This window comes from Gilliamella apis (assembly GCF_030758615.1).
In the GTDB taxonomy this organism is placed as follows: Bacteria; Pseudomonadota; Gammaproteobacteria; order Enterobacterales; family Orbaceae; genus Gilliamella; species Gilliamella apis_A.
The window spans coordinates 140,968-163,657 of record NZ_CP132381.1 but is presented as its reverse complement, the minus strand read 5'-3'; the positions used below and the strand labels follow the sequence as shown (position 1 = coordinate 163,657).

Below are 22,690 nucleotides of genomic sequence, written 5' to 3'. Positions count from 1 at the left end.
TTATAAAAATTTTGAGGAAAGGGGTTTTTCAGAGGTAAAAATTACGCCTTTTAGGTAATGATAATTCGAATAGTCGTTCAGTAAATAATAAAAAAGGCTACAATTTATTAATTTGTAGCCCTTTATTGCCTAGTTTAGCTATCAATATCCTTATTGACCTATACGGCGAGTTAACTCAATAACTCGTATTTTTGCTAAGGCTTTAGAAAGTTCAGCAGATGCTTGAGCAAAAGACATATCATCGCTAGGATGATTAATGTGTTCTTGCGCTTGTCTTACTGCTTCTTGAGCCCTTGCTTCATCCAAGTCTTCACCACGAATGGCGGTGTCAGCTAAGATTGTTACCATAGTTGGTTGTACTTCTAAAATACCGCCAGATAGATAAATAAACTCTTCTTCACCATCGGCTTTAACAATCCCGACCATTCCCGGCTTAATGGTTGTCAGTAAAGGCGTGTGACCAGGATAAATCCCAAGTTCACCTTCTCGTCCTGTGACTCTGATTCGCTGAACATCACCTGAAAAAAGGTGAGATTCAGCACTAACAACTTCTAATTGATAGGAAGTTAGTGCCATAATGCTCTCTCCGTTCTATAAATCTCTTAGAGAGATTTCGCTTTCTCAATCGCTTCGTCGATTGAACCAACCATATAAAATGCTTGTTCAGGAATATGATCATAATCACCATTCATAATACCTTTAAAAGCGCTAATTGTGTCTTTTAATGGTACATATTTACCTGGTGAACCGGTGAACACTTCCGCAACGAAGAATGGTTGAGATAAGAAACGTTGAATCTTACGTGCACGAGCAACAGTTAATTTATCATCTTCTGATAATTCATCCATACCAAGAATTGCAATGATATCTTTTAATTCTTGATAACGTTGAAGAATTGACTGTACGCCACGAGCACAATCGTAATGCTCTTGACCAACAACAAGAGGATCTAATTGACGACTGGTTGAGTCAAGTGGGTCAACCGCTGGGTAGATACCTAATGATGCGATTTGACGACTTAATACGATTGTTGCATCCAAGTGAGCAAAGGTTGTTGCTGGCGATGGGTCAGTTAAGTCATCGGCAGGTACATATACTGCTTGGATTGAGGTAATTGAACCCGTTTTAGTTGAGGTGATACGTTCTTGTAATAACCCCATTTCTTCTGCTAAGGTCGGTTGGTAACCTACCGCAGATGGCATACGACCTAATAGTGCAGATACTTCGGTACCGGCTAAGGTATAACGGTAAATATTATCGATAAATAATAGTACGTCTTTACCTTCATCACGGAATTTTTCTGCCATTGTTAAACCAGTTAACGCTACACGTAAACGGTTTCCTGGCGGCTCATTCATCTGACCATAAACCAATGATACTTTATCAAGTACGTTTGATTCTTTCATTTCATGATAGAAGTCGTTACCTTCACGAGTACGTTCACCTACACCAGTAAATACTGAGTAGCCTGAGTGCTCGATAGCGATGTTACGAATTAATTCCATCATGTTTACAGTTTTACCAACACCTGCACCACCAAATAGACCAACTTTACCACCTTTTGCAAATGGACAAATTAAGTCGATAACTTTGATACCAGTTTCAAGTAATTCTGTTGAGTTAGCCAACTCTTCGTATGTTGGTGCTGCACGGTGAATTGCCCAACGCTCTTCTTCACCAATTGGACCTGCTTTATCAACAGGATCACCTAGTACGTTCATTATACGGCCAAGTGTTTTTGTTCCTACAGGAACTTCAATGCCGTGACCTGTATTTACTACTTTAAGTCCACGTCTTAAACCATCAGATGAGCCCATTGCGATACAACATACAACGCCACCACCTAATTGTTGCTGAACTTCCAGAACTAATTTATCAGTGCCAGTTTCCACTTCTAATGCATCATATACCTTTGGTACTGCATCTTCTGGGAATTCGACATCAACCACCGCACCGATGATCTGGACAATCTTTCCAGTAGCCATTTTTAATCCTCTACGTCTTTTTCTTAACTATAAGCCAATATTTAGCACTAACCTGAAACAGCAGCTGCACCAGATACAATATCAATTAATTCATTTGTGATCGCACCTTGACGGGCTTTGTTATACACAATTTGTAATTCATTAATTAAATTTGCACCGTTATCGGTTGCTGCTTTCATGGCCACCATTCTTGCTGCTTGTTCACTCGCTAAATTGTCAACCACCGCTTGATAGACTTGTGATTCAATATAACGACGTAAAATCACATCTAATAATGATTTTGCATCAGGCTCATAAATATAATCCCATGATGAAGCTTTAAGTTCTTTATCTTCTGAAGCCGGTAATGGTAATAATTGCTGTATTGTTGGCTTTTGCGACATAGTATTAATAAACTTATTGGTTACAATATATAGTTTATCAATTTTACCGTTGTCATATGCCTCAAGCATTGTTTTTACCGGACCAATTAAATCAGATAAAGTTGGTTCATCACCTAAATTGGTTACTTGGGTTAAAATGTTGGTTTTTACTGAAGAGAAAAACGAAACACCCCGAGAACCAATTAAAGCAACATCTGCTTCAACGCCTTTCTCTTGCCATGCTGACATATCAGCAATAACAGTTTTGAAAAGATTGATATTTAATCCACCACATAAACCACGATCGGTTGAAATGATAAGATAGCCAACTCGCTTAACATCCCTTTCTTCCAGATAAGGATGCTTAGTGCCTATTTGAGCTAACGCTAAATGTCCAATTACTTCACGAATCATTTCAGCGTATGGACGACTAGCCGCCATTCTATCTTGCGTTTTACGCATTTTAGAATTAGCTACCATTTCCATCGCTTTGGTGATTTTTTGCGTACTTTGGATACTGGCAATTTTCGTTCTAATTTCTTTTGCATTAGCCATTTGTTACCTCACCCTTACCAAGTTTGAGTTGATTTAAAGCTTTCAAGCATTGCTTTTAACTTGTTTTCAATCTCATCATTGTAATTGCCTGTTTCGTCGATTTGCTTAACAAAATCGGCATATTGACTATGGGCATAAGCAAGAAGTGCTGTTTCAAATGATAATACTTTAGCAAGTTCAACATCTTCAAGATAACCACGCTCTGCAGCGTAAAGTACAATTGATTGCTCAGCAACAGTCATTGGCGAGTATTGCTTTTGTTTGAGTAATTCAGTTACTTTTTCACCATGGCTTAATTGATTTCTTGTTGCTTCATCTAAGTCAGAGGCAAATTGTGAGAATGCTGCTAATTCACGATATTGTGCAAGTGCAGTACGAATACCTCCAGATAATTTTTTCATTATCTTAGTTTGTGCAGCACCACCAACACGAGAAACCGAAATACCAGGGTTTACCGCTGGACGAATACCTGAGTTAAATAAACTAGTTTCAAGGAAGATCTGACCATCAGTAATCGAAATTACGTTTGTTGGTACGAACGCCGAAACGTCACCAGCTTGAGTTTCGATAATTGGTAATGCAGTTAATGAACCAGTTTTACCTTTTACTTCACCTTTAGTGAATTCCTCAACATAAGCTTCGTTAACACGAGCTGCACGTTCAAGTAAACGAGAGTGAAGATAGAATACATCACCAGGGTAAGCTTCACGTCCAGGTGGACGACGAAGTAATAATGAAATTTGACGATAAGCAACCGCTTGTTTTGATAAATCATCATAAACAATTAATGCATCTTGACCGCGATCACGGAAGTATTCTCCCATGGCACAACCAGCGTAAGGTGCTAAGTATTGTAATGCTGCAGATTCAGATGCTGATGCCACCACCACAATTGTGTTTTTAAGTGCACCATGCTCTTCAAGTTTACGCACTACGTTAGCAATAGTTGATTGTTTTTGACCGATTGCAACATAAATACATTTAACTCCAGAATCACGTTGATTGATAATGGCGTCAATTGCTAATGCGGTTTTACCTGTTTGACGGTCACCGATGATAAGTTCACGTTGACCACGACCAATTGGAATCATTGAGTCAACCGCTTTATAACCAGTTTGTAATGCTTGGTCAACTGATTGACGGTCGATAACACCTGGAGCAACCACTTCTACTGGTGAAAATCCATCATGTTGAATAGAACCTTTACCATCAATTGGTTCACCGAGGGTATTAATAACACGGCCTAATAAACCATCACCTACTGGTACCTGTAAAATACGGCCAGTACATTGCACTTTCATCCCTTCAGATAAGTCTTCGTATGGTCCCATGACCACAGCACCAACAGAATCTCTTTCAAGGTTTAATGCCATTGCATAACGGTTGCCTGGTAATGCAATCATTTCACCTTGCATTACATCAGTTAATCCGTGGATTCGAAGAATACCATCACTTACAGATATGATAGTTCCTTCATTGTGAGCATCACTCACAATATTGAACTGAGCTATCCGCTCTTTAATTAGTTCACTTATTTCAGTTGAATTTAGCTGCATTATCAGTCCCCTTAAGACTGTAGAGCGTCATTTAGTCGATTTAGACGCCCTCTGATACTACTATCAATAACCATATCGCCCGTACGAATAATAAAACCAGAAATGAGCGATTTATCAATATGACATTTTAGTTTTACTTTTCGTGATAAACGTTTTTCGACTGCGACAGAAATTTTATCAAGTTGTTCACTGGTAAGCTCATTAGCAGAAATAACCTCAACATCTGCTTGTGCTTCTTTGTCTAAACAGTATTGCTCAAACAAACTTAACACTTCAGGAAGAAGAGATAAACGTTTGTTTTCAGCCATAACTTTAATAAAATTAGTGCTAAACTCATCTAATACATCTTTACAGATATTGATGAGTAAGTTAGCCACTGAATCAGTTTTCATGTCAGATGTTAAGATACTTCTTATTTGAGCATCTTTGCTCACTTCAGATGTTAACACCAACATTTTGTGCCATGATTCGATGCTATTTTTTTCAACAGCAAAGTCGAAAGCGGCTTTAGCATAAGGGCGAGCAATCGTAATTAAGTCAGCCATTGCTCTATTCTCCTTATAGTTCAGCTACGAGTTTATCAATGATGTCGCTGTTAGCGGCTTCATTAACAGAACGTTCAATAATTTTTTCTGCACCGGCAATAGCGAGTGTAGCGACTTGTTGTTTAAGCTCTTCTCTAGCGCGTTTGCGCTCAGCTTCAACTTCAGCAAGTCCTTGAGCAACAATCCTTTCTTTTTCACGAGAAGCTTCTTGTTGTGCTTCTTCAAGAATGGCTGCTTTGCGTTTATTCGCTTGCTCAATAATTGCATTAGCCTCAACCTTAGCCTGTTGCATTATGTCAGATGTATTTGCTTTGGCTAATTCCAAATCTTTTTTTGCTGTTTCTGCTGAAGCAAGTCCATCTGCTATCTCTTTTTGGCGTTTTTCAATCGCTCGGATAACGGGTGGCCAAACAAACTTCATACAGAACCAAACAAACAATACAAATGTAATTGCTTGGCCGAGGAGAGTTGCGTTCATATTCATGAGACAATTCCTCTTAAATTATTATTAGCCTGCAACAGCAAAAATGACATATAACGCAATACCTACACAAATCATAGGGATCGCATCAACTAAGCCCATAACGATAAAGAATTGGGTACGTAACATAGGCATTAATTCTGGTTGGCGAGCAGCACCTTCTAAGAATTTACCACCTAATAAACCAATACCAACTGCACCACCGATTGCAGCTAATCCCATCATTAAGCCTGCGGCTACATATAAAATTTCCATTATATACTCCAGTTTATTATCAAAAAAATTTAAAAATTAATGATCTTCTGTTGCCGAAGCCATCGCTAAATAGACAATCGTCAACACCATAAAAATAAATGCTTGTAAGGTAATTATCAGAATATGGAAAATAGCCCATGGTAATGATAATACCCATTGTGACCACCAAGGTAATAGTGCTGCAATTAAGATGAAGATAAGTTCACCTGCATACATGTTACCGAAAAGTCGTAATCCTAATGAGACAGGTTTAGCTAATAAACTAACAAGTTCTAGGACTAAGTTAATTGGTGCAAATGCCCAATGATTAAAAGGATGTAAAGTATATTCTTTAATAAAACCTGTAATCCCTTTATATTTGATTGAATAGAAGATGATAAGTGCAAAGACACCTAAAGACATTGACATGGTAATACTAACGTCAGCTGTCGGTACGACTCTTAAATGTGATAAACCTAAATATTGCCCAGCGTAAGGTAGGAAATCAACGGGGATCAGATTTAGTAAGTTCATTAAAAATACCCAAATAAACACAGTAAGCGCTAAAGGAGCAATAAGTTTATTTTGGCCAGTAAACATGTCTTTGACGGTATTATTGACAAATTCAAAGATCATCTCGACTGCACATTGAAGTTTACCTGGTACGCCACTCGTTGCTTTCCTTGCAACACGATGGAAAATCCATAAAAACAGCACACCAAGTAAAATTGAAAAGAACAATGAATCAAGATTAAAGGTCCAAAAACCAGAACCGACTTGCAAGTTCTCTAGATGGTGTTTTATATAAGCTTGCGGTGAAGCTGGAGAGGAAACTGCCATATAACCCTCTTACCTATTTCTAAAAATAAAAACTACAGCTTGTTATATTTTTTTACCTTAAAAGGTATAAACAATTACTGCAATAACCGAAGCTGTTATTTTAAACCTAATTGCCTATATTAAGTCAACAACTGATTAAAAAAATAAAGAATTTAGACACTTTTTACTAATTTTGCGTAAAGAATAACAGCTTTAATAGTCACTTTATTAGAAATAATTATCACCAATAGCCTAATTAATGAAGAAAAAATAGGCTAATTTGATTGTTTAACCGCATCAGCAATTTTTTCAGCAAGTTGCTGAACTTGTGATCGATTGCTACCTTCAACCATCACTCTAATAAGAGGCTCTGTGCCTGACTTACGTATGAGCACTCGTCCATTATTACCGAGTTGTTGTTCTGCCTGTGCAATGGCTGATTTGACCTCAGGATTCATTAATGGATCATCTTTACCAGAGAAACGAACATTAATTAATATTTGTGGTAGCATTGTCATACCACTACATAAATCAGCTAATGACATATTATTGCGTACCATGGCAGCTAAAACTTGTAAGCCAGCAACAATACCATCACCGGTAGTCGTTTTATCTAGATGTAGAACATGACCTGAATTTTCAGCGCCTAATCGCCAATTTTTTTCAACTAGCATTTCAAGAACATATCTATCGCCGACTTTTGCTCTTACAAATGGAATTCCAAGATTTTTAAGGGCGATTTCCAGTCCCATATTACTCATTAGCGTACCGACCACACCACCTTTAAGCTGACCCTGTCTTAATGCTTCTCGAGCGATGATATAAATAATTAAGTCACCATCAATTTTATTACCTTTATGGTCAACCATAATAATACGGTCGCCATCACCATCAAGAGCGAAGCCTAAATCGGCTTTTTCATTGATAACTTGCTCAGTTAACGCTTTTACATCAGTGGCACCACAATTTTCATTGATGTTAACTCCATCAGGATCACAGCCAATTTTGATCACTTTGGCGCCAAGCTCACGCAATACTTTCGGGGCAATGTGGTAAGTGGCTCCATTTGCACAATCCACCACAATTTTTAGGCCTGATAAACTTAAATCGTGATCAAAAGTACTTTTACAAAACTCAATATATCGACCTGCAGCATCGGTTATTCGACTGGCTCGACCTAACTGTTTTGATTCGACGCAATCGATCTCTTTCTCTAGTTGTGCTTCGATTTCTAACTCAATTGCATCATCAAGTTTGCGTCCTTCGTTTGAGAAAAATTTAATGCCATTATCATAGAAAGGATTATGTGAGGCAGAAATGACTACACCTGCATCAGCACGAAATGTGCGAGTTAAATAAGCAATCGCTGGTGTTGGCATTGGCCCAGTAAATGCAGCTGCAACACCAGCCGAAGCAAATCCTGCCTCTAATGCTGATTCTAGCATATAGCCTGAAATGCGAGTATCTTTACCGATGATGACTTTTTTTACACCATCTTTAGCCAGTACTCGCCCAGCAGCCCAACCTAATTTGAGAGCAAAATCAGGCGTTATAGGATATTCTCCAACTTTTCCACGAATACCATCTGTCCCAAAATATTTCCGATTAGACATGTTATTTCCTCATACAGAATTTTTATTTAACTCATTGCCAGCGTTATAATGTTAACGTTACTGCTATTTTATAAAAGTGCTTAGCTAAACTATTCTCGATTATCGTTAGCAAACTTCAATAATACTTGGCTTTCTTTAATAAAACGTTCGGCATAATTACCAAACCATTTGGTTACTTCATTAAAATTCTCAATGAATTTTGTTTTATCTCTTTGTTCGATTAATTCAACCATTTGCCCAAAACATTGATAGTAGCGTTTAATTAATTCAATGTTGGCATCTGACGCCATGATGATATCGGCATAAAGCACTGGATCTTGAGCAAATAATCGGCCTACCATCATTAACTCAAGTCGATAAATAGGTGATGATAGGGTAACTAATTGCTCTAAATCAGCGTGTTCTCGTTGTAAATTTACACCATATGAGAATGAAGTAAAATGACGCAATGCTTGAATAAATGACATGCATTTATCATGTTCTTTAGCATCAATTGCACATAAATTTGCTCCCCAAATCCGCATTTGTTCAATTAACCATTGGTATTGTTCTGGGTAACGTCCTTGACAGTAAACAATAACTTGTTTAGCTAAATTAGGTACATCAGGGCCGAACATAGGATGTAAGCCAACTACAGGGCCAGCATGTTTAGTTAACATCGCTTGTAATGGTTTGACTTTGATTGAAGTAAAATCAGTTAAAATGCAATCTTTAGGTAGTGGTGGTAATTGTTCAATTATTTCACAAGTTTTGTTGATAGGCACTGTCACAATAACTGCAGCTGCATCAGCGACTACTTCTGCAGCTTGATGCATCGTTTTTGAGCCTAGTGTTTTGACTTGGTAACCAGATAAGGTAAATAATCTGGCGAATAGTCGGCCCATTTGGCCATTACCGCCAATAATAACAATTGATCCTTTACCGGAGTAAACTTTTTTAAATCCTTTATCATTTTCACTAATATAAGACTCACGCATTAAACGACGTAAAATATCTTCAATTAGCGCAGGCGATATACCTAAATCTTCGGCTTCTTGTTTCCGTTTAGCTAACATATCCGCTTCACGTTTTGGATCGTAAATTGGAATTCCATGCTCGCTTTTCACCTCACCAACTTCGGCAACTAATGCTAGTCGCTGACTAATTAAAGATAAAATCGATTTATCTACTTCATCAATTTTATTGCGCAATGCAAGTAATTCCTTTGACATATTTGTTGGATCCTTTATCACAAGTTATAGCTTTTACTGTAATTGCTTAACAGTATAACGTATTTTTGGTAGCATGGGTTAATAGCAAAATTAAATCAAATACAATAAATTTATGATTAAAGTTATCTCATTTAACATTAATAGCCTTCGGGCAAGAATTCACCAATTAGCTGCGATTATTGATAAACATCAGCCTGATATCATTGGCTTGCAAGAGACCAAAGTTCATAACGATCAATTTCCAATTGAGGAACTAGCACAGTTCGGTTATCACTTACATTTTCATGGTCAAAAAGGGCATTATGGCGTGGCATTATTGACTAAGCAAAAACCATTATCAGTTCAATGTGGTTTTCCAACTGATGAGGAAGGTGCTCAATGTCGATTAATTATGGCTGAATTACCGACTAGCCAAGGTAATTTAATCGTTATCAATGGCTATTTTCCTCAGGGAGAAAGTTTACACCATGAAATCAAATACCCTGCTAAACGTAAATTTTATCAGGATTTAAATCAGTACATACAAAGCCAGCAACTTAATAGTCAATTATCCTTAATTATGGGGGATATGAATATTTGTCCAACTGATTTAGATATCGGTATTTCTGATGAAAGTCGTAAACGATGGCTGCGTACTGGTAAATGTTCTTTTTTGCCTGAAGAGCGTGAATGGATAAATAATTTAATGTCTCTTGGTTATACTGATACTTATCGTCATGCTAATCCTGAATCGCAACGATATTCATGGTTTGATTATCGCTCTAAAGGGTTTGATAGTGAAACAGGATTAAGAATTGATTTAATATTAGCCAGCGAAAAGTTACAGCAATATTGTCAGCAAACCGGTATCGATTATGATATTCGCGGCATGGAAAAGCCATCTGACCATGCACCGATCTGGGCACAATTTGATTTAGATTAAACTTCAACCATAAGGATAATAGTATGCAAAGCAGTTCGATTTTATCGGTCAAAGATCTTAACCAAATGGTTAAAGATCTGCTTTCTGATGCTATTGGACAAATTTGGTTAGTGGGGGAAATTTCTAATTTTTCTCGCCCTTCTTCTGGCCATTGGTATTTCACACTAAAAGATGAAGTTGCTCAAGTGCGTTGTGCTATGTTTCGTAATAGTAATTTTCGCACCGGATTTACTCCACAAAATGGTCAACAAGTGTTGGTAAATGCTTCGGTAACGCTTTATGAAGCACGTGGCGAATATCAATTGGTCATTAATAAAATGCAACCCGCGGGTGCCGGATTGTTACAACAAAAGTTTGAGCAGTTAAAACAAAAACTGTCAGAAGAAGGATTGTTTGATCCTATTTATAAACAAACATTACCCGATAATATTCGTACGGTTGGAATTATTACTTCCGCAACTGGAGCTGCGTTGCATGATATTTGCCAGATATTAAATCGACGCGATCCTAGTTTGCATTTGATTATCTATCCAACTCAGGTACAAGGTAATGAAGCGGCTGCCCAAATAGCAAGGATGATTGAAATTGCCAATGTACGCCAAGAATGTGATGTGCTAATAGTTGGGCGAGGTGGTGGCTCACTTGAGGATCTTTGGGCATTTAATGAAGAAGTGCTTGCAAGAGCAATTTTTGCTAGCGGATTACCGATTGTCAGTGCTGTTGGTCATGAAATCGATTTTACGATTGCTGATTTTGTTGCTGATGTTCGTGCAGCAACGCCATCCGCAGCAGCCGAGCTGGTAAGTCGAGACAAACTAGAGCAAATTAAGCGTTTGCAAGTTCAAGAACAATATTTATGCATGGCAATGGATTACTATTTAATGCGCCGACGAGAACGCTTAAATAAATGGCGCCATCAATTACAAACACAGCACCCTCAAGCAAAATTATCGAAACAATTAAATCGTTTATTAACTGGCCGTCATGCCTTGTTTGAAAATATGCAGCAATATTTATTAAGGCAATCTTATCGCCATAACCTACTTGATAAACGTTTAGTTCGTGTTTCACCACAACATAAAATTCTTTATTATGGGCAGAGCCTTGAGCAAAAACAGCAACAAATCATTAATTTGATTCAAAACAAGCTGACAGATGCTAAGCATCAGTTTGTATTACAAACATCTCAGCTGAATAGTGTTAGTCCACTAGCAACCCTAGAACGAGGTTATTCAGTAACAACTAATCAGCAACACAAAGTGATACGCTCAGTTGAACAAGTCGTTATTGGAGAAATTATTGAAACACAGTTAAAAAGTGGCAAAGTAACTAGTCAAATTATTGAGATTAATAAAAAATCTAATTCATAATAGTTGTGTTTAGGTTTGAAAAATTAACTTATTATAGCTTAATTGTAAATTAGCATTTTATTTAGCTATTTTGTTTTTATTAATAATCTATCTTTTTAATAAATTTAATGCGTGAAATTGGATAAAATTGTATCTTAAATAGTATTAAGGATATAATATTCAGCAAATTTATTAAAAAATACTAAGAGAATAAAGTGGTTATGCATCCTCCAATAGGTATTGATTTAGGTACTACCAATAGTTTGATTTGTGTTTGGCAAAATGGTCAATCAACGCTTATTCCCAACGCTATCGGCGAAGTTGTTACGCCATCGGTGGTCAGCATTGATGAAGATAACTCTATTTTAGTTGGTCATGCTGCTTTATCACGTTTAACCACTCATCCTAGCCGTAGTGCTGCGGCATTCAAACGTTTTTTAGGCTCAAGTAAAGTTTTTGAATTAGGTGAGCAAAAATTCACTCCAACTGAACTTTCCGCATTGGTTTTAAAATCATTAAAAGCCGATGCTGAAGCTTTTTTAAAACAAGAGATTCGTGATGTAGTAATATCTGTACCTGCTTATTTTAATGATGAACAGCGTAAACAGACTCGCTTTGCTGCTGAGCTAGCCGGCTTAAATGCTGTGCGTTTAATTAATGAACCTACAGCTGCCGCCATGGCATATGGATTACATGAAGAACAATCTGGAAATACCTTAGTTTTTGATTTAGGGGGTGGTACATTTGATGTTACTGTGTTGGAATATAGTATGCCAATCATTGAGGTTCATGCTTCAGCTGGTGATAATTACTTAGGTGGTGAAGATTTTACTCATGAACTTGTTAAAGCTTGTTTAAGCGAATGGGAAATCAAACAATCTGATATACCTATTGATGACTATGCTCGCTTGCTAGATTTAGCCGAACAACTAAAATGTAAACTAAGTGGAGAACAAATACATAATTTGACTTGGTCTTGGCAAGATAAGTTATGGCAATTTTCATTAAATGAAATAAGAGCTAAATCAATTTGGTTACCTTTACTTAATCGCTTACGAGCACCTGTTGAACAGGCTCTAAGTGATGCTCGCTTAAAACCTAATGAACTTGAGCATATTGTCTTAGTTGGTGGTTCATCGCAGTTAGGTGTAGTGCGAGAGTTAGTAACCAAATTATTTGCCAAATTACCTTACCGTCACATTAATCCAACGACTATTGTTGCACAAGGGGCAGCAGTGCAAGCGGCATGTCGTTTACGTGATGTTGATGTTGAAGAAGTGATTCTTACCGATGTGTGCCCATATACGCTAGGCATTGAAAGTAGCTCTGGTAATATAAATGGTTTATTTACGCCGATTATTGAACGTAATACGATTGTTCCAACGTCAAAAGTAAAAACCTTTTCTACGACACACCCACAACAAAAAAGCATTATGCTTTCGGTTTATCAAGGTGAAAACCCTCGGGTAGAAAATAATGTTCTAATTGATGAATTTGAAGTTCCTTTAAAGCCAATGGAAAAAATACAAGGGATTGATGTTCGTTTTAGTTATGATTTAAATGGTTTGCTCGAAGTTGATGTGGTATTGCTTGAAACTGGCGAATTGCATGGCAAAGTGATTGATCATAGTCCAATAGGGTTAACTGATAAGCAAAAACAAGAGAGCCATGAACGTCTAGCTGCCCTTAAGATTCATCCGCGTGATGAAATGCCAAATCGTACTTTATTAGCGCGACTAGAACGAGCATGGGCACAGTCATTGGGTGATGAACGAATATTAATTGGAGCATATATTGAAGCTTTTATGCAAGTACTTGATCAGCAGAATCCTGAAGAAATCGAGCAAGTACGCAGTGAGATCGAGGTAAATCTTAGCGAGCTTAATCGATAATCATTACCTTTTATAAAATTCCCCCCTTTGCTAATCAGAAAATAGTCTTTCAAAGGGAGGGATATTCAGATGATTTATTTTTGAGGTTATTCTTCTATTGGTGGTCCGTAGCGGTTGGTCTCATTAACAGTTGAAAGCCAACACGGCAATAATAGCAATGGTAATAAAATTGTGGCTGATACAAAATAATAGATACCTCCATTAGAATAACAGTCATTTAAGCGTCGTTTTATTGCCAAAATACTATTGATTGTTGCTAATCCGCATAATACAAGCATAATAGGATGATCTAAATTAGTTTTTTTTGCTGCCTCAATTATTAATAAAAATAAAGGTAAACTAAAAAAGCCTATTTGTTTTAAGAAACCAATTAAATTGGTTCGGCCTCTCCAACGCCAAATTTGCCACCATTCATTTGGTGGAAATGATTTTGATTGAAGCTTTTTCTGGTGATCCATATTTTTGGCTAATAGCAATGCTGAGGATAATTTAATTATGCTATTATTATCATTATTTTGTCCAATTTCTTCTAGTACTTCGATATCCTCTTCTTCGCATAGCGAATCATCTTTGTTTAACTTTTTATTTATAGCATATAATTTATCTATGTTTTGCAATTCATCATTATGTTTTTTAAGGGATGATGGAATAGATAATTTGTCACAAAATGCGTTAGCAAGTTTTTTTAACTGTAGATCATCGCCAGCAAGTTTTTGTAGTATTTGGTGTAGTTTTGTTTTTTGATTTGGTTTATCAAAAACAATCATATACAGTAACATTAAACAACTTACTGATTTGTTGGCTAGTTTATGTGCCCATCTTTGTTCAACTATTTGTTCAATTTCATCCCAATTAACCTCTTCTGGCGAGTCGGTAAACGCCTCAATCGAATTGGGATAATTAACCAACATACTGCCAATCAACTGGTTATCAGTATCGATTAAATTATATAATTCTGTATCATTTTGCCATTCGTTAGACTTAAAGGTATTGATCAGCGGCACTAGCGGATCATTTTCTGGAAGTAAAAATAAGTTATCTTTTTCACGAATAAAGTCCGCGGCTTTAATTGGTGAATTGGCAATAGTAATGGCTAATAAACAGTAACGATACCATTGCCAATAAGCATTTTTATCAGCCTCAATAATTGATTGTTCAGGTGATTTAGGTAAATTATTAACCCCCCTAAATTGATAATATATCGGCCAATCAAACATTTCCATATTTCGATAAGTTACATTGCGGTATAAATGTAATTTGGCGACAAACGGGATATCATCAAATCTATCTAACCATAATCGACCATATAAAAACTGATTGCCTTTTTCGTTATCTGGATCAAATTTAGTCGGGATAGTTGCATTTTCATCACTTTGGTACAACCATTGTTTAAACTCCTGAACAGGTGGCAAATTAGTGAGCCATTCAAGGTGTTGTCTAGCTTGACGCTGTAAATTTTGTAAAATAAATTGTTCAAACTCATCTTCACTTGAGTCAGCTAAGATTTCTTGCAAAAGAGTTTTATTACCGTGTCGTAGCATGATTGCATGTCGGTATAAACGATATAACCGATTGTTTCCATCATCGCATAATAAAGTGTGTAGAACTTGACGATAATTCCAATGATTATCCAGAGCCCAGGTTATAACAGCCGCAATTTCATTGCTGTAGTTTTGTTTCCTAAATTTCAGTAGTCGGGAAATTGTTGATGGCGTAAATTGCGGAATACTATATATATAAGTTTCCTGATCTTCTGCCGTTAAACAATAAGATTTGTTTAATGCCAGAATTAATAATGGTAGATAATCAAACCGATTCTTGGAACACCATAACATTAACCAGCTGGTGGCCTTTTCTTGATATTGTGGTAAACGATAAAGTTCTAACCAAAGTGATAAGGCGTTTTGTTCGTCTTCAAGCAGTGAATACTGCATTGCGGCGACAGATTTCCATTGTTCCTGAATTTGCTGTTCTTGATTAGGATCGGCAATACAAGTTAAGGCATAGTCTAATAATCCTCTATTTGGCGATTTAGCAAAATAATACCAATCGGCTAATTCTTGCATGAACTCTGGATTATCAGGTAGGTAAACTACAGTATGAATAGATAAATATTCTGCTAACTCTACTGCTGGTTTTTCCCAGAAAAGCCATCTAGCACAACGAGCATAGTCGATGGTTACATTTTGTATGGCTTTGTTCGTTCTTGGTAAGCTGTCGTAATCAAAAAAATCACCACGATCAATATGATCAAAAAAGTTCTCATACATATCAGCGTCGTTGGGCGAATAACTTTTTATTTGCTGACGCCAGCGTAGATTATCAGCTAATATTTTCACACATGATAGTGATATCGTCACAGTGTCATAACTGATATCTAACAGTTTCCATTTAGCAATTTCCAGTATAGACATTGGGTAATCATAAAATGAAGCAACAAATTTATGCCACTCATTCACATCATGGCATCGAGCCGGATCATCGAGTAATGCTTGATAGTTATCACTGATTTCTTTGACTTGTCGCTCTTCTTCGGTGAGGGGTTTAATGACCTCTTCAGCGAGATTTTCTTGATTTAATTCTTCAGTCATTAATTCTGGTGATTTTGCATACTGCATTGCTAATTCATAGGCTTCGCGTAGCGCTTTAAAACCATCAGGATCTGTTTCAGGATGATATTCAGGTAGTTTTGCCCGATAAGCTTGTCGAATCACGGTGATATCGGTAGTTTTCTCAATTGCTAATAATTGCCAAAAATTGTTATTCATGACCAAGCATACTCCATTAATGATTCAGGTTTTTCCAATTCTTCTATCTCAATATGCCAAGGCAGGTGATGATAAGGGGAATCTTCGTCGGTATATAATTTAGTCATGGTCCATGTTTGGGATGAACGGCATAAGTCACAACGTAATCTTTCTAAATCTTCTTTATTAGTCAATGATTCCCAATATTGATAACCGACAAACCAACCAGAAAAATAACTTTGCCATGATGAATAATAATATTGTGTTCGCAGTCCTATTCTATACAAAATCCAAAGGGCTTCTTCTTCAGTAATAAATTTATTGGTGATGCCATTACGTAATATATATCCCATACGTGCGTAATCCCAACTACGGATGCCTCCAGCACCACATTCAGAATAAGTCTGTTCAACAAATTCGAGCAAAACTTTATCATAATCGCTCTGTTTCTCGGTGTAATTCAACCAATCTAATGCCGATAGGCGAGGATACATAAAATAATGTTTAGATAAGGCTGTTGCATGACCATCATCGACCATATTAAAAACCATTGCTAATAGTGTTTCTCGAGAGTGGATGCCCCAGTCTTTTTGCATATCAATATATTCATAACCTGGGAAAAAAAATGGTGAGGTATAACTTGCACCACTCTCTTTATTTAAGGCAACCATTGGTGCTGATAGACCATATAACCAATCGATATAATCTTGATTCATCGCTTTATTCCATTAATTTTTTATACAACCTTTTTATAAACGATAACAGATTTTATAAAAAAATAAATGTTTGTTATAACAATTAAATTAATTCCTTTTTTGCTATAGATTAGCTAAAAAAATCGAAAGATTTTATTTTTTAGAACAATAAAATTATTTTGCAAAACTATATCTACAAGGCATAATAAAAGCTATTCATCAGTATTTGAATTCTACTGAGTAGTAAATAAAAGGAGTGATAATGAAAAAATTTTTCTTAGTAACAGCATTAGTAACGAGCGCATTAATGCTACAAGGTTGTGTTGCTGCTGTTATTGGCGTCGGTGCTGGAGCTACCGCAAAAGTGGCTACTGATCCACGTACCACCGGAACACAAGTTGATGATACGACCCTGAACACTCGAATGAATAATAAGTTAAGTGAAAATGGGCCTTTCTTTATTGGTTCACGTATCTCTTCAAGTACTTATGATGGCAATATTGTTTTGACAGGCCAAGCCAATGCTGAACAAATTGAAAAAGCTGAACGTTTAGCTTATCAAGTTGAAGGTGTAAAAAAAGTTTATAACCAAATTCGAGCAGGAGAGCCAGTTGGGGCAGGAACTATTACCAATGATATGTGGATAACCACCAAAGTTAAATCTCAACTTGTAATGAATTCTAAAACCAAAGCACGTAATATCAAAGTCGTTACTGAAAATGGCGAGGTATTTTTAATCGGTATTGTCAGCAACGAAGAGGGAAAACAAGCCGCTACCATTGCTAGTAAAGTTGCTGGTGTGAGAAAGGTGGTTACATTATTTACCCTTCGTTAATTACGAATGTAAAAGCTAAAAGGCTTCAAAAAGGGAGAAATAATTCTCCCTTTTTTACTTAACAACCTGCTAATTTAATACGTTCAATTATTTTTTCAATCCCTTGTAGCCGAGACAGGCTTAATTCATCAGTAATTTTTAATTGCTTTAATATTGCAAGGAAATCGATGGCTTTGATTTGTTCTGCTGTTTTATGATTGGCAATAATGATTAAAATAGCTAGCAAGCCTTTTACGATTCTACCTTCACTATCACCTTGAAAGGTAAAAGTATTATCTAATTGTTTTTCATTAGTTAACCATACTCGATTTTCACAACCATAAATTTGGTTGGATTCTATTTTTTTTAAATCCGGAAAATCAGGTAATTGTTTTGCTAAGGCAATTAATTGTCTATAACGATCTTGCCAGTTATGTTGTTTAGAAAATAATTCAAATAAAGTTTGTTGTGATAGCATAATTAAAACCGATTAGTAATTGAACAAGTCATTAACGTTTCTTTGATTAACTACATATATAGCTTAAGTGAGTAATTCAATGGCATTTTGTAATGCTGTAATAAAATGATCAATATCGTGCTGATTATTATATGGCATAAGTGAAATACGAATAACACCATGACAACCAAGTTTATCCATAAGTGGTTTAGCACACAATTCACCGGTTCGTATGGCAATATTTTGTTCGCTTAATAAAATAGCGATATCATTATGATGAATGTTTTGTATATTAAAGCTAATGATAGGGCTATTGCTAACGCTATAAAATTGTATATTAGTTAACTGGCTTAATTTTGATTCAGTATAGCTTGCTAATTGTTTTATATAATTTTCTAATTGTGCTTCATTCCACTTTGTTAACCAGTCTAAGGTTGCTTTAAAACCAATAATGCCCGCTATATTTTGTGTACCAGCTTCAAATTTATAGGGAAGATCTTCAACTGTAAATCCGGTAAATGAAGCCGCTTTTAACATTTTACCGCCGCCATGCCAAACATCCATTTGATTAAGTAAATGTTGTTTTCCATATAGTATCCCCAATCCAGTTGGGCCATATAACTTATGAGCAGAAAAGGCATAAAAATCAATATTTAATTTTTCAACATCAATCGGATGATGTACAACGCCTTGAGCGCCATCCACGACTAATACCGCATTGGTTTGATGAACTAGTTGACTAATTTGGGCTAAATCTGGACAAAAACCAGTAACGTTAGACATTTGAGTTATGGCAACAATTTTGGTTTTCGCTGAGAGTAATCTTGAAAGCTCATCAATATCTGCTGACCACTTAATGATCTTTGCGCCAGTTTGTTTCGCTACAATAAGCCAAGGTAACAAGTTGCTGTGATGTTCTAACTCACTAACAATGATCTCATCACCTATATGTAATTGTGCTCTAGCATAACTTTGAGCAATTAGGTTGATTGATTCGGTTGTGCCACGAGTCCAAATTATTTCACAATGTGACTTAGCATGAAGTAGATCAGCAATATTTTGCCTTGTTTGATCAATCGTTGCGGTGACTTGTAGCGCATCTTGATGCAAACTACGTTGCGCTGTTGCAGTGTTATGCCCGTAATACTCAACGGTTGCATCGATCATGGCTTGCGGTTTCAGCGCGGTAGCGGCTGAATCAAGATACACATTATGGCTAGTTAGGGCAGGGAAATCTGCCCTAAATTTTTCGAGTAGCAGCATATTATTGTGTAAGTTCAAGTCCTGCAATTCCATTCCAATAACCGTTACAGTCTCGTTTATGTTCAATGTGTAAAGGATTTAGTCCTTCTTCATTAGCTCTAAATTGCTTAACTACCTCGAGTGTTTCAATTCCAAGCGGAGAAATTCGCACGATATCAACTAATCCTTTCATCTCTTTTAGATTATTACCTAAGTTATAACAGTAGCCACTTTGTGTTTGAATACCGTTAAGAACAAATACTTTTTGTTGTTCTTGAGAAAATACTTCTCGACCAACGGGATATTTAATACAGCAAGTCTCACATTTATCTTTTGGTTTATCTTCCGATCTAGCAGTAAAACAGCGGGCAGAATAGGCTAATGGTAAATAGCCATAACTAAATACTTCAACTTCAAAATTGCGCTCAATTTTCAATGCATCAAATTGTTTTAAAACATTACTTAACCAATCGCGAGAAAGTTCAACTGGCATACACCAACGCACCATACCTTGTTTTTGTAATAATTTTAGGGTTAATGCGTTATAACAGTTAATAGCCGGACCCGCGACAAAAGGTAAATTATTGTCATGAGCGACATTAATTGCTGCTAAATCATTAGCTTCAATTAAAAAATCACCATTATTAACTAGTTGTTTTAAATCAATTAGTTCTGATGGCGCTTCAAGCAGTGCTAGGGTAGAAAGTACGACTTGTTTACCAGATTTGGCAATTTCTTTGGCTAAATCTAACCAATTAGGTACTTTCATTTCCCGACGCTTGGTGCATACCGTTTCGCCCATATAAATAATATCTGCGTCACTATCTTTTGCTGCTTGGTAAAAAGCTTCGGTTTCAATTTTAGGCCAATAATAAAGCACAGGGCCTAACGCATATTTCATAGTCTTGCTCACTATATCTGTATTTAATTATTTTAAATAGTCAATGTTTGATAGCTATTTTCTAGCGCTAATATCAAAAGTCATCTAGATTAGTATCATATTTATTTTATTGGTAAATATGAGTAAATATGTTTACGCTTTATTGCCATTTACGATGGTAAGCACCTAATGTTGTTTGTGTGCCTTCTGATACTGATCCTAATGTATCCATCCAGTTCTTTTCTGCTTGGAATGTTTGAGGATTAGCTTTATAACGATCAATAGCTTGTCGCCAAACTTTGGTTACTTGTTCCACATAAGCTGGACTACGCTGCCGACCCTCAATTTTTACTGAGGCAATGTTGGCAGCAAATAGTTCAGGTAACAGTTCAATGGTATTTAAACTTGTTGGTTCTTCAATCGGGTGATACAGTTCATCGCCAACAAAATAGCGTCCTTTACATAAGGTTGGGTAACCCGCATTTTCACCTTTCTTATGGCAATCGATTAATACATTATTTAGTCTAGATTCAAGCCCTTTATCGGTCTCTTCCCAACGGACAAATTTTGCTGGTGAACAAGCTCCTACTGTATTGGGGGATTCGCCGGTTAAATATGAAGATAAATAACAGCGACCTTCTGCCATAATACATAAACTACCGAATGCAAATACTTCCAATGGTACTGGAGAGACTTGTGATAACTGTTTTACTTGATGCATGGATAACACTCGCGGTAAAACAATACGATGTACCTGAAAGTTATTATGATAAAACTTAATTGATTCTTCATTGGTTGATGATGCTTGAACCGAGACATGGCGCTCAAGATTAGGATGTTTTTCAGCTGCATAATCAAGCATGGCTAAATCAGCAATGATTAGGGCATCGGCGCCAATATTCGCCGCTGTATCGACTGCATATTGCCAGCGTTCAAAGTTTTCCGGATGAGCGAAGGTATTAATTGCGATGTGTAACTTTTTACCATGCTTATGTACATATTCAGATGCTTCAATTAAACGCTTTTCATTAAAATTTAATCCCGCAAAATGGCGAGCATTGGTATCATCTTTCAAACCAATATAAACGGCATCAGCACCGTTATCGATTGCTATTTTTAATGATGGTAACGAGCCAGCAGGGCAAAGAAGTTCCATATTTATACCTTTAGATTCTGCATTTTATTCGCCGTGTATTATGCAATAATTCTGGCTGTAATGCGAATAGAAAGCAGGCAAAGTCACTAAAATCATAACAAATGATAGCTCAATAGTGTCATGTAAAAAGACTAAAAAAGATAATTAATGGTGAAATTGTTTCTGATATCAACTACCTAGGCATAATCTTTGCCATACCTAGGTAAAAGTTAGTGACTTGCGCATGCGACTTAGAAATGTTTATTTTATATTATTCCCCAATAAAATATAGCAACATGATTAATTCACCATTGCTTATTGTTGAATGAATGATATTCAATACTTCATCGTTGTGGTAATAAACGAGGTTATCCACCAATCGGTGAAAAACTGTCATTACCAGTAACAGTTCTAATTGGTGATTATATTTTTTAGATAATGGTTATTTTGATTTGCTTTATTTAGGTTTATTTTGTAAAAATTATTGAGGAGTGTATACCGTCTTATTGATATTAGGATATGAATGAAATGGTAGAGTTTGCGAGAATTATGTGTAAAAGAGCTAACTATGTCTAAAGTATATTCTAAGCTAAAATCAACCACATGCAAAGAATCGACACCGCTACCCACCGAGCGGTTTTATACTATTGGTTACACACCTAACGGCGGATTTAGCAACCCCCAGCCGCAGCTCACTATTAAGGAGCGCTGGCTTGAGCAGATAGGCTTCTTTGCTGGGCACCCGGTCATCATTAAGGTTGAGCAGGATAAGTTAATTATTGAACTTGCTATGCAGATCTAGAAATGGATAAAAATAAGATCCCCACAGCGTGGGGATCTTATTTTTATAGGGTTTATCGGGTCAATCTAAGAGCATTAAATGCCCCGCACTTGTTACATAACATCTGACGCTCAATTTCAGAAGGATTATTTTCATTTGAAATATCCGTTACCTGCAAATAAGTTTTTTGGCACACAGGGCAAAGTACTTTTATTGTTGGATCTGTAGCAATACTTTTTCCTGCTTCAATCCATTTCATAACTGTTTCACTACTCATATTATTTGTTCCCTAAAATATTTGATGCTTTTTCTGCAAAATCAAATGCAGCTTTTGCTTCTTGTGCTGCTAAAGCTCCAGATACGCCACCTGCGGAGGATGATGTATATAAGCGATGTAATTCATGCAATATTGTTT

General features: G+C 36.5%; 23 protein-coding genes. 5 read left to right on the top strand and 18 right to left on the bottom strand.

Annotated features, from left to right (window positions below; genetic code table 11):
• Positions 1 to 150: 150 nt before the first annotated feature.
• The 10 genes from RAM17_RS00790 to tyrA form a co-directional block, all read right to left on the bottom strand.
• Positions 151 to 576 (bottom strand): F0F1 ATP synthase subunit epsilon, encoded by a 426-nt coding sequence (locus RAM17_RS00790; RefSeq protein WP_110446930.1) that lies wholly within the window; start codon positions 574 to 576, stop codon positions 151 to 153.
• Positions 577 to 602: 26 nt separating this feature from the next.
• On the bottom strand, positions 603 to 1,985 hold the full coding sequence (atpD, locus tag RAM17_RS00785; protein ID WP_034901521.1) for a F0F1 ATP synthase subunit beta: 1,383 nt from the start codon (positions 1,983 to 1,985) through the stop codon (positions 603 to 605).
• A gap of 47 nt (positions 1,986 to 2,032) precedes the next feature.
• Positions 2,033 to 2,902 (bottom strand): F0F1 ATP synthase subunit gamma, encoded by an 870-nt coding sequence (atpG, locus tag RAM17_RS00780; RefSeq protein ID WP_065614742.1) that lies wholly within the window; start codon positions 2,900 to 2,902, stop codon positions 2,033 to 2,035.
• A 14-nt stretch (positions 2,903 to 2,916) separates the two neighbouring features.
• The gene (atpA, locus tag RAM17_RS00775; RefSeq protein WP_034901516.1) at positions 2,917 to 4,458 is read right to left on the bottom strand and encodes a F0F1 ATP synthase subunit alpha; all 1,542 of its coding nucleotides are present in this window, start codon (positions 4,456 to 4,458) and stop codon (positions 2,917 to 2,919) included.
• Positions 4,459 to 4,469: 11 nt separating this feature from the next.
• Positions 4,470 to 5,003 (bottom strand): F0F1 ATP synthase subunit delta, encoded by a 534-nt coding sequence (gene atpH / locus RAM17_RS00770; RefSeq protein WP_065614741.1) that lies wholly within the window; start codon positions 5,001 to 5,003, stop codon positions 4,470 to 4,472.
• 13 nt (positions 5,004 to 5,016) lie between these two features.
• On the bottom strand, positions 5,017 to 5,487 hold the full coding sequence (gene atpF, locus RAM17_RS00765; protein ID WP_034901512.1) for a F0F1 ATP synthase subunit B: 471 nt from the start codon (positions 5,485 to 5,487) through the stop codon (positions 5,017 to 5,019).
• A 24-nt stretch (positions 5,488 to 5,511) separates the two neighbouring features.
• Entirely contained in the window at positions 5,512 to 5,739 is a 228-nt protein-coding gene (gene atpE / locus RAM17_RS00760; protein WP_370527378.1) for a F0F1 ATP synthase subunit C, read from the bottom strand.
• Positions 5,740 to 5,775: 36 nt separating this feature from the next.
• The gene (gene atpB / locus RAM17_RS00755) at positions 5,776 to 6,558 is read right to left on the bottom strand and encodes a F0F1 ATP synthase subunit A (protein WP_306240424.1); all 783 of its coding nucleotides are present in this window, start codon (positions 6,556 to 6,558) and stop codon (positions 5,776 to 5,778) included.
• A 254-nt stretch (positions 6,559 to 6,812) separates the two neighbouring features.
• On the bottom strand, positions 6,813 to 8,150 hold the full coding sequence (gene glmM / locus RAM17_RS00750; RefSeq protein WP_110446933.1) for a phosphoglucosamine mutase: 1,338 nt from the start codon (positions 8,148 to 8,150) through the stop codon (positions 6,813 to 6,815).
• A gap of 89 nt (positions 8,151 to 8,239) precedes the next feature.
• Positions 8,240 to 9,361 carry a bifunctional chorismate mutase/prephenate dehydrogenase gene (tyrA, locus tag RAM17_RS00745; protein ID WP_110446934.1) on the bottom strand — a complete coding sequence of 374 codons (1,122 nt, stop codon included), beginning with the start codon at positions 9,359 to 9,361 and terminating at the stop codon, positions 8,240 to 8,242.
• Between the two features lie 115 nt (positions 9,362 to 9,476).
• On the opposite strand from tyrA, the gene xthA reads away from it, so the two are divergent.
• The 3 genes from xthA to RAM17_RS00730 all read left to right on the top strand — a co-directional run bounded on the left by xthA (position 9,477) and on the right by RAM17_RS00730 (position 13,524).
• Positions 9,477 to 10,283 (top strand): exodeoxyribonuclease III, encoded by an 807-nt coding sequence (gene xthA / locus RAM17_RS00740; RefSeq protein ID WP_110446946.1) that lies wholly within the window; start codon positions 9,477 to 9,479, stop codon positions 10,281 to 10,283.
• Positions 10,284 to 10,306: 23 nt separating this feature from the next.
• On the top strand, positions 10,307 to 11,653 hold the full coding sequence (gene xseA / locus RAM17_RS00735) for an exodeoxyribonuclease VII large subunit (protein WP_110446935.1): 1,347 nt from the start codon (positions 10,307 to 10,309) through the stop codon (positions 11,651 to 11,653).
• A gap of 200 nt (positions 11,654 to 11,853) precedes the next feature.
• Positions 11,854 to 13,524, top strand: coding sequence for a molecular chaperone HscC (locus tag RAM17_RS00730; protein ID WP_110446947.1), 1,671 nt, complete (start codon positions 11,854 to 11,856; stop codon positions 13,522 to 13,524).
• An 86-nt stretch (positions 13,525 to 13,610) separates the two neighbouring features.
• Here RAM17_RS00730 and RAM17_RS00725 read toward each other — a convergent pair whose 3' ends face one another.
• A complete protein-coding gene (locus RAM17_RS00725; protein ID WP_110446936.1) occupies positions 13,611 to 16,292 on the bottom strand; it encodes a J domain-containing protein in 2,682 nt (893 codons plus the stop codon).
• Positions 16,289 to 16,987, bottom strand: coding sequence for a DUF1266 domain-containing protein (locus RAM17_RS00720; RefSeq protein WP_110446937.1), 699 nt, complete (start codon positions 16,985 to 16,987; stop codon positions 16,289 to 16,291). Before RAM17_RS00720 ends, RAM17_RS00725 begins: the two co-directional genes overlap by 4 nt.
• Before the next feature lie 241 nt (positions 16,988 to 17,228).
• Here RAM17_RS00720 and dolP point away from each other — a divergent pair, with 241 nt between their 5' ends.
• Positions 17,229 to 17,801, top strand: coding sequence for a division/outer membrane stress-associated lipid-binding lipoprotein (gene dolP, locus RAM17_RS00715; protein WP_110446938.1), 573 nt, complete (start codon positions 17,229 to 17,231; stop codon positions 17,799 to 17,801).
• A 58-nt stretch (positions 17,802 to 17,859) separates the two neighbouring features.
• On the opposite strand, the gene csdE is transcribed toward dolP, so the two are convergent.
• The 4 genes from csdE to ubiU form a co-directional block, all read right to left on the bottom strand.
• Complete coding sequence (gene csdE / locus RAM17_RS00710; protein WP_110446939.1) at positions 17,860 to 18,258, bottom strand: cysteine desulfurase sulfur acceptor subunit CsdE; 399 nt, start codon at positions 18,256 to 18,258, stop codon at positions 17,860 to 17,862.
• Between the two features lie 63 nt (positions 18,259 to 18,321).
• Positions 18,322 to 19,533, bottom strand: a complete 1,212-nt coding sequence (gene csdA / locus RAM17_RS00705) for a cysteine desulfurase CsdA (protein ID WP_198222455.1) — start codon at positions 19,531 to 19,533, stop codon at positions 18,322 to 18,324.
• Positions 19,502 to 20,380, bottom strand: coding sequence for a U32 family peptidase (locus tag RAM17_RS00700; RefSeq protein ID WP_086362690.1), 879 nt, complete (start codon positions 20,378 to 20,380; stop codon positions 19,502 to 19,504). Before RAM17_RS00700 ends, csdA begins: the two co-directional genes overlap by 32 nt.
• A gap of 139 nt (positions 20,381 to 20,519) precedes the next feature.
• The gene (gene ubiU / locus RAM17_RS00695) at positions 20,520 to 21,515 is read right to left on the bottom strand and encodes a ubiquinone anaerobic biosynthesis protein UbiU (RefSeq protein WP_065651370.1); all 996 of its coding nucleotides are present in this window, start codon (positions 21,513 to 21,515) and stop codon (positions 20,520 to 20,522) included.
• A 547-nt stretch (positions 21,516 to 22,062) separates the two neighbouring features.
• Here ubiU and RAM17_RS00690 point away from each other — a divergent pair.
• Positions 22,063 to 22,296, top strand: coding sequence for a SymE family type I addiction module toxin (locus RAM17_RS00690; protein ID WP_110446941.1), 234 nt, complete (start codon positions 22,063 to 22,065; stop codon positions 22,294 to 22,296).
• Between the two features lie 52 nt (positions 22,297 to 22,348).
• Here RAM17_RS00690 and RAM17_RS00685 read toward each other — a convergent pair whose 3' ends face one another.
• Positions 22,349 to 22,552 (bottom strand): hypothetical protein, encoded by a 204-nt coding sequence (locus RAM17_RS00685; RefSeq protein ID WP_110446942.1) that lies wholly within the window; start codon positions 22,550 to 22,552, stop codon positions 22,349 to 22,351.
• Between the two features lies 1 nt (position 22,553).
• Complete coding sequence (locus tag RAM17_RS00680) at positions 22,554 to 22,682, bottom strand: hypothetical protein (protein ID WP_255518866.1); 129 nt, start codon at positions 22,680 to 22,682, stop codon at positions 22,554 to 22,556.
• Positions 22,683 to 22,690: the final 8 nt, after the last annotated feature.

What these genes read in the sequence shown, in the direction of transcription:
- RAM17_RS00685 (WP_110446942.1), bottom strand. Translation starts at nt 22,552, where the DNA reads ATGAGTAGTGAAACAGTTATGAAATGGATTGAAGCAGGAAAAAGTATT.
- ubiU (WP_065651370.1), bottom strand. Translation starts at nt 21,515, where the DNA reads ATGGAACTTCTTTGCCCTGCTGGCTCGTTACCATCATTAAAAATAGCA.
- atpE (WP_370527378.1), bottom strand. Translation starts at nt 5,739, where the DNA reads ATGGAAATTTTATATGTAGCCGCAGGCTTAATGATGGGATTAGCTGCA.
- csdA (WP_198222455.1), bottom strand. Translation starts at nt 19,533, where the DNA reads ATGGAATTGCAGGACTTGAACTTACACAATAATATGCTGCTACTCGAA.
- RAM17_RS00700 (WP_086362690.1), bottom strand. Translation starts at nt 20,380, where the DNA reads ATGAAATATGCGTTAGGCCCTGTGCTTTATTATTGGCCTAAAATTGAA.
- RAM17_RS00730 (WP_110446947.1), top strand. Translation starts at nt 11,854, where the DNA reads ATGCATCCTCCAATAGGTATTGATTTAGGTACTACCAATAGTTTGATT.
- RAM17_RS00720 (WP_110446937.1), bottom strand. Translation starts at nt 16,987, where the DNA reads ATGAATCAAGATTATATCGATTGGTTATATGGTCTATCAGCACCAATG.
- RAM17_RS00790 (WP_110446930.1), bottom strand. Translation starts at nt 576, where the DNA reads ATGGCACTAACTTCCTATCAATTAGAAGTTGTTAGTGCTGAATCTCAC.
- xseA (WP_110446935.1), top strand. Translation starts at nt 10,307, where the DNA reads ATGCAAAGCAGTTCGATTTTATCGGTCAAAGATCTTAACCAAATGGTT.
- tyrA (WP_110446934.1), bottom strand. Translation starts at nt 9,361, where the DNA reads ATGTCAAAGGAATTACTTGCATTGCGCAATAAAATTGATGAAGTAGAT.
- dolP (WP_110446938.1), top strand. Translation starts at nt 17,229, where the DNA reads ATGAAAAAATTTTTCTTAGTAACAGCATTAGTAACGAGCGCATTAATG.
- atpB (WP_306240424.1), bottom strand. Translation starts at nt 6,558, where the DNA reads ATGGCAGTTTCCTCTCCAGCTTCACCGCAAGCTTATATAAAACACCAT.
- atpH (WP_065614741.1), bottom strand. Translation starts at nt 5,003, where the DNA reads ATGGCTGACTTAATTACGATTGCTCGCCCTTATGCTAAAGCCGCTTTC.
- RAM17_RS00725 (WP_110446936.1), bottom strand. Translation starts at nt 16,292, where the DNA reads ATGAATAACAATTTTTGGCAATTATTAGCAATTGAGAAAACTACCGAT.
- glmM (WP_110446933.1), bottom strand. Translation starts at nt 8,150, where the DNA reads ATGTCTAATCGGAAATATTTTGGGACAGATGGTATTCGTGGAAAAGTT.
- atpF (WP_034901512.1), bottom strand. Translation starts at nt 5,487, where the DNA reads ATGAATATGAACGCAACTCTCCTCGGCCAAGCAATTACATTTGTATTG.
- atpA (WP_034901516.1), bottom strand. Translation starts at nt 4,458, where the DNA reads ATGCAGCTAAATTCAACTGAAATAAGTGAACTAATTAAAGAGCGGATA.
- atpG (WP_065614742.1), bottom strand. Translation starts at nt 2,902, where the DNA reads ATGGCTAATGCAAAAGAAATTAGAACGAAAATTGCCAGTATCCAAAGT.
- atpD (WP_034901521.1), bottom strand. Translation starts at nt 1,985, where the DNA reads ATGGCTACTGGAAAGATTGTCCAGATCATCGGTGCGGTGGTTGATGTC.
- csdE (WP_110446939.1), bottom strand. Translation starts at nt 18,258, where the DNA reads ATGCTATCACAACAAACTTTATTTGAATTATTTTCTAAACAACATAAC.
- RAM17_RS00690 (WP_110446941.1), top strand. Translation starts at nt 22,063, where the DNA reads ATGTCTAAAGTATATTCTAAGCTAAAATCAACCACATGCAAAGAATCG.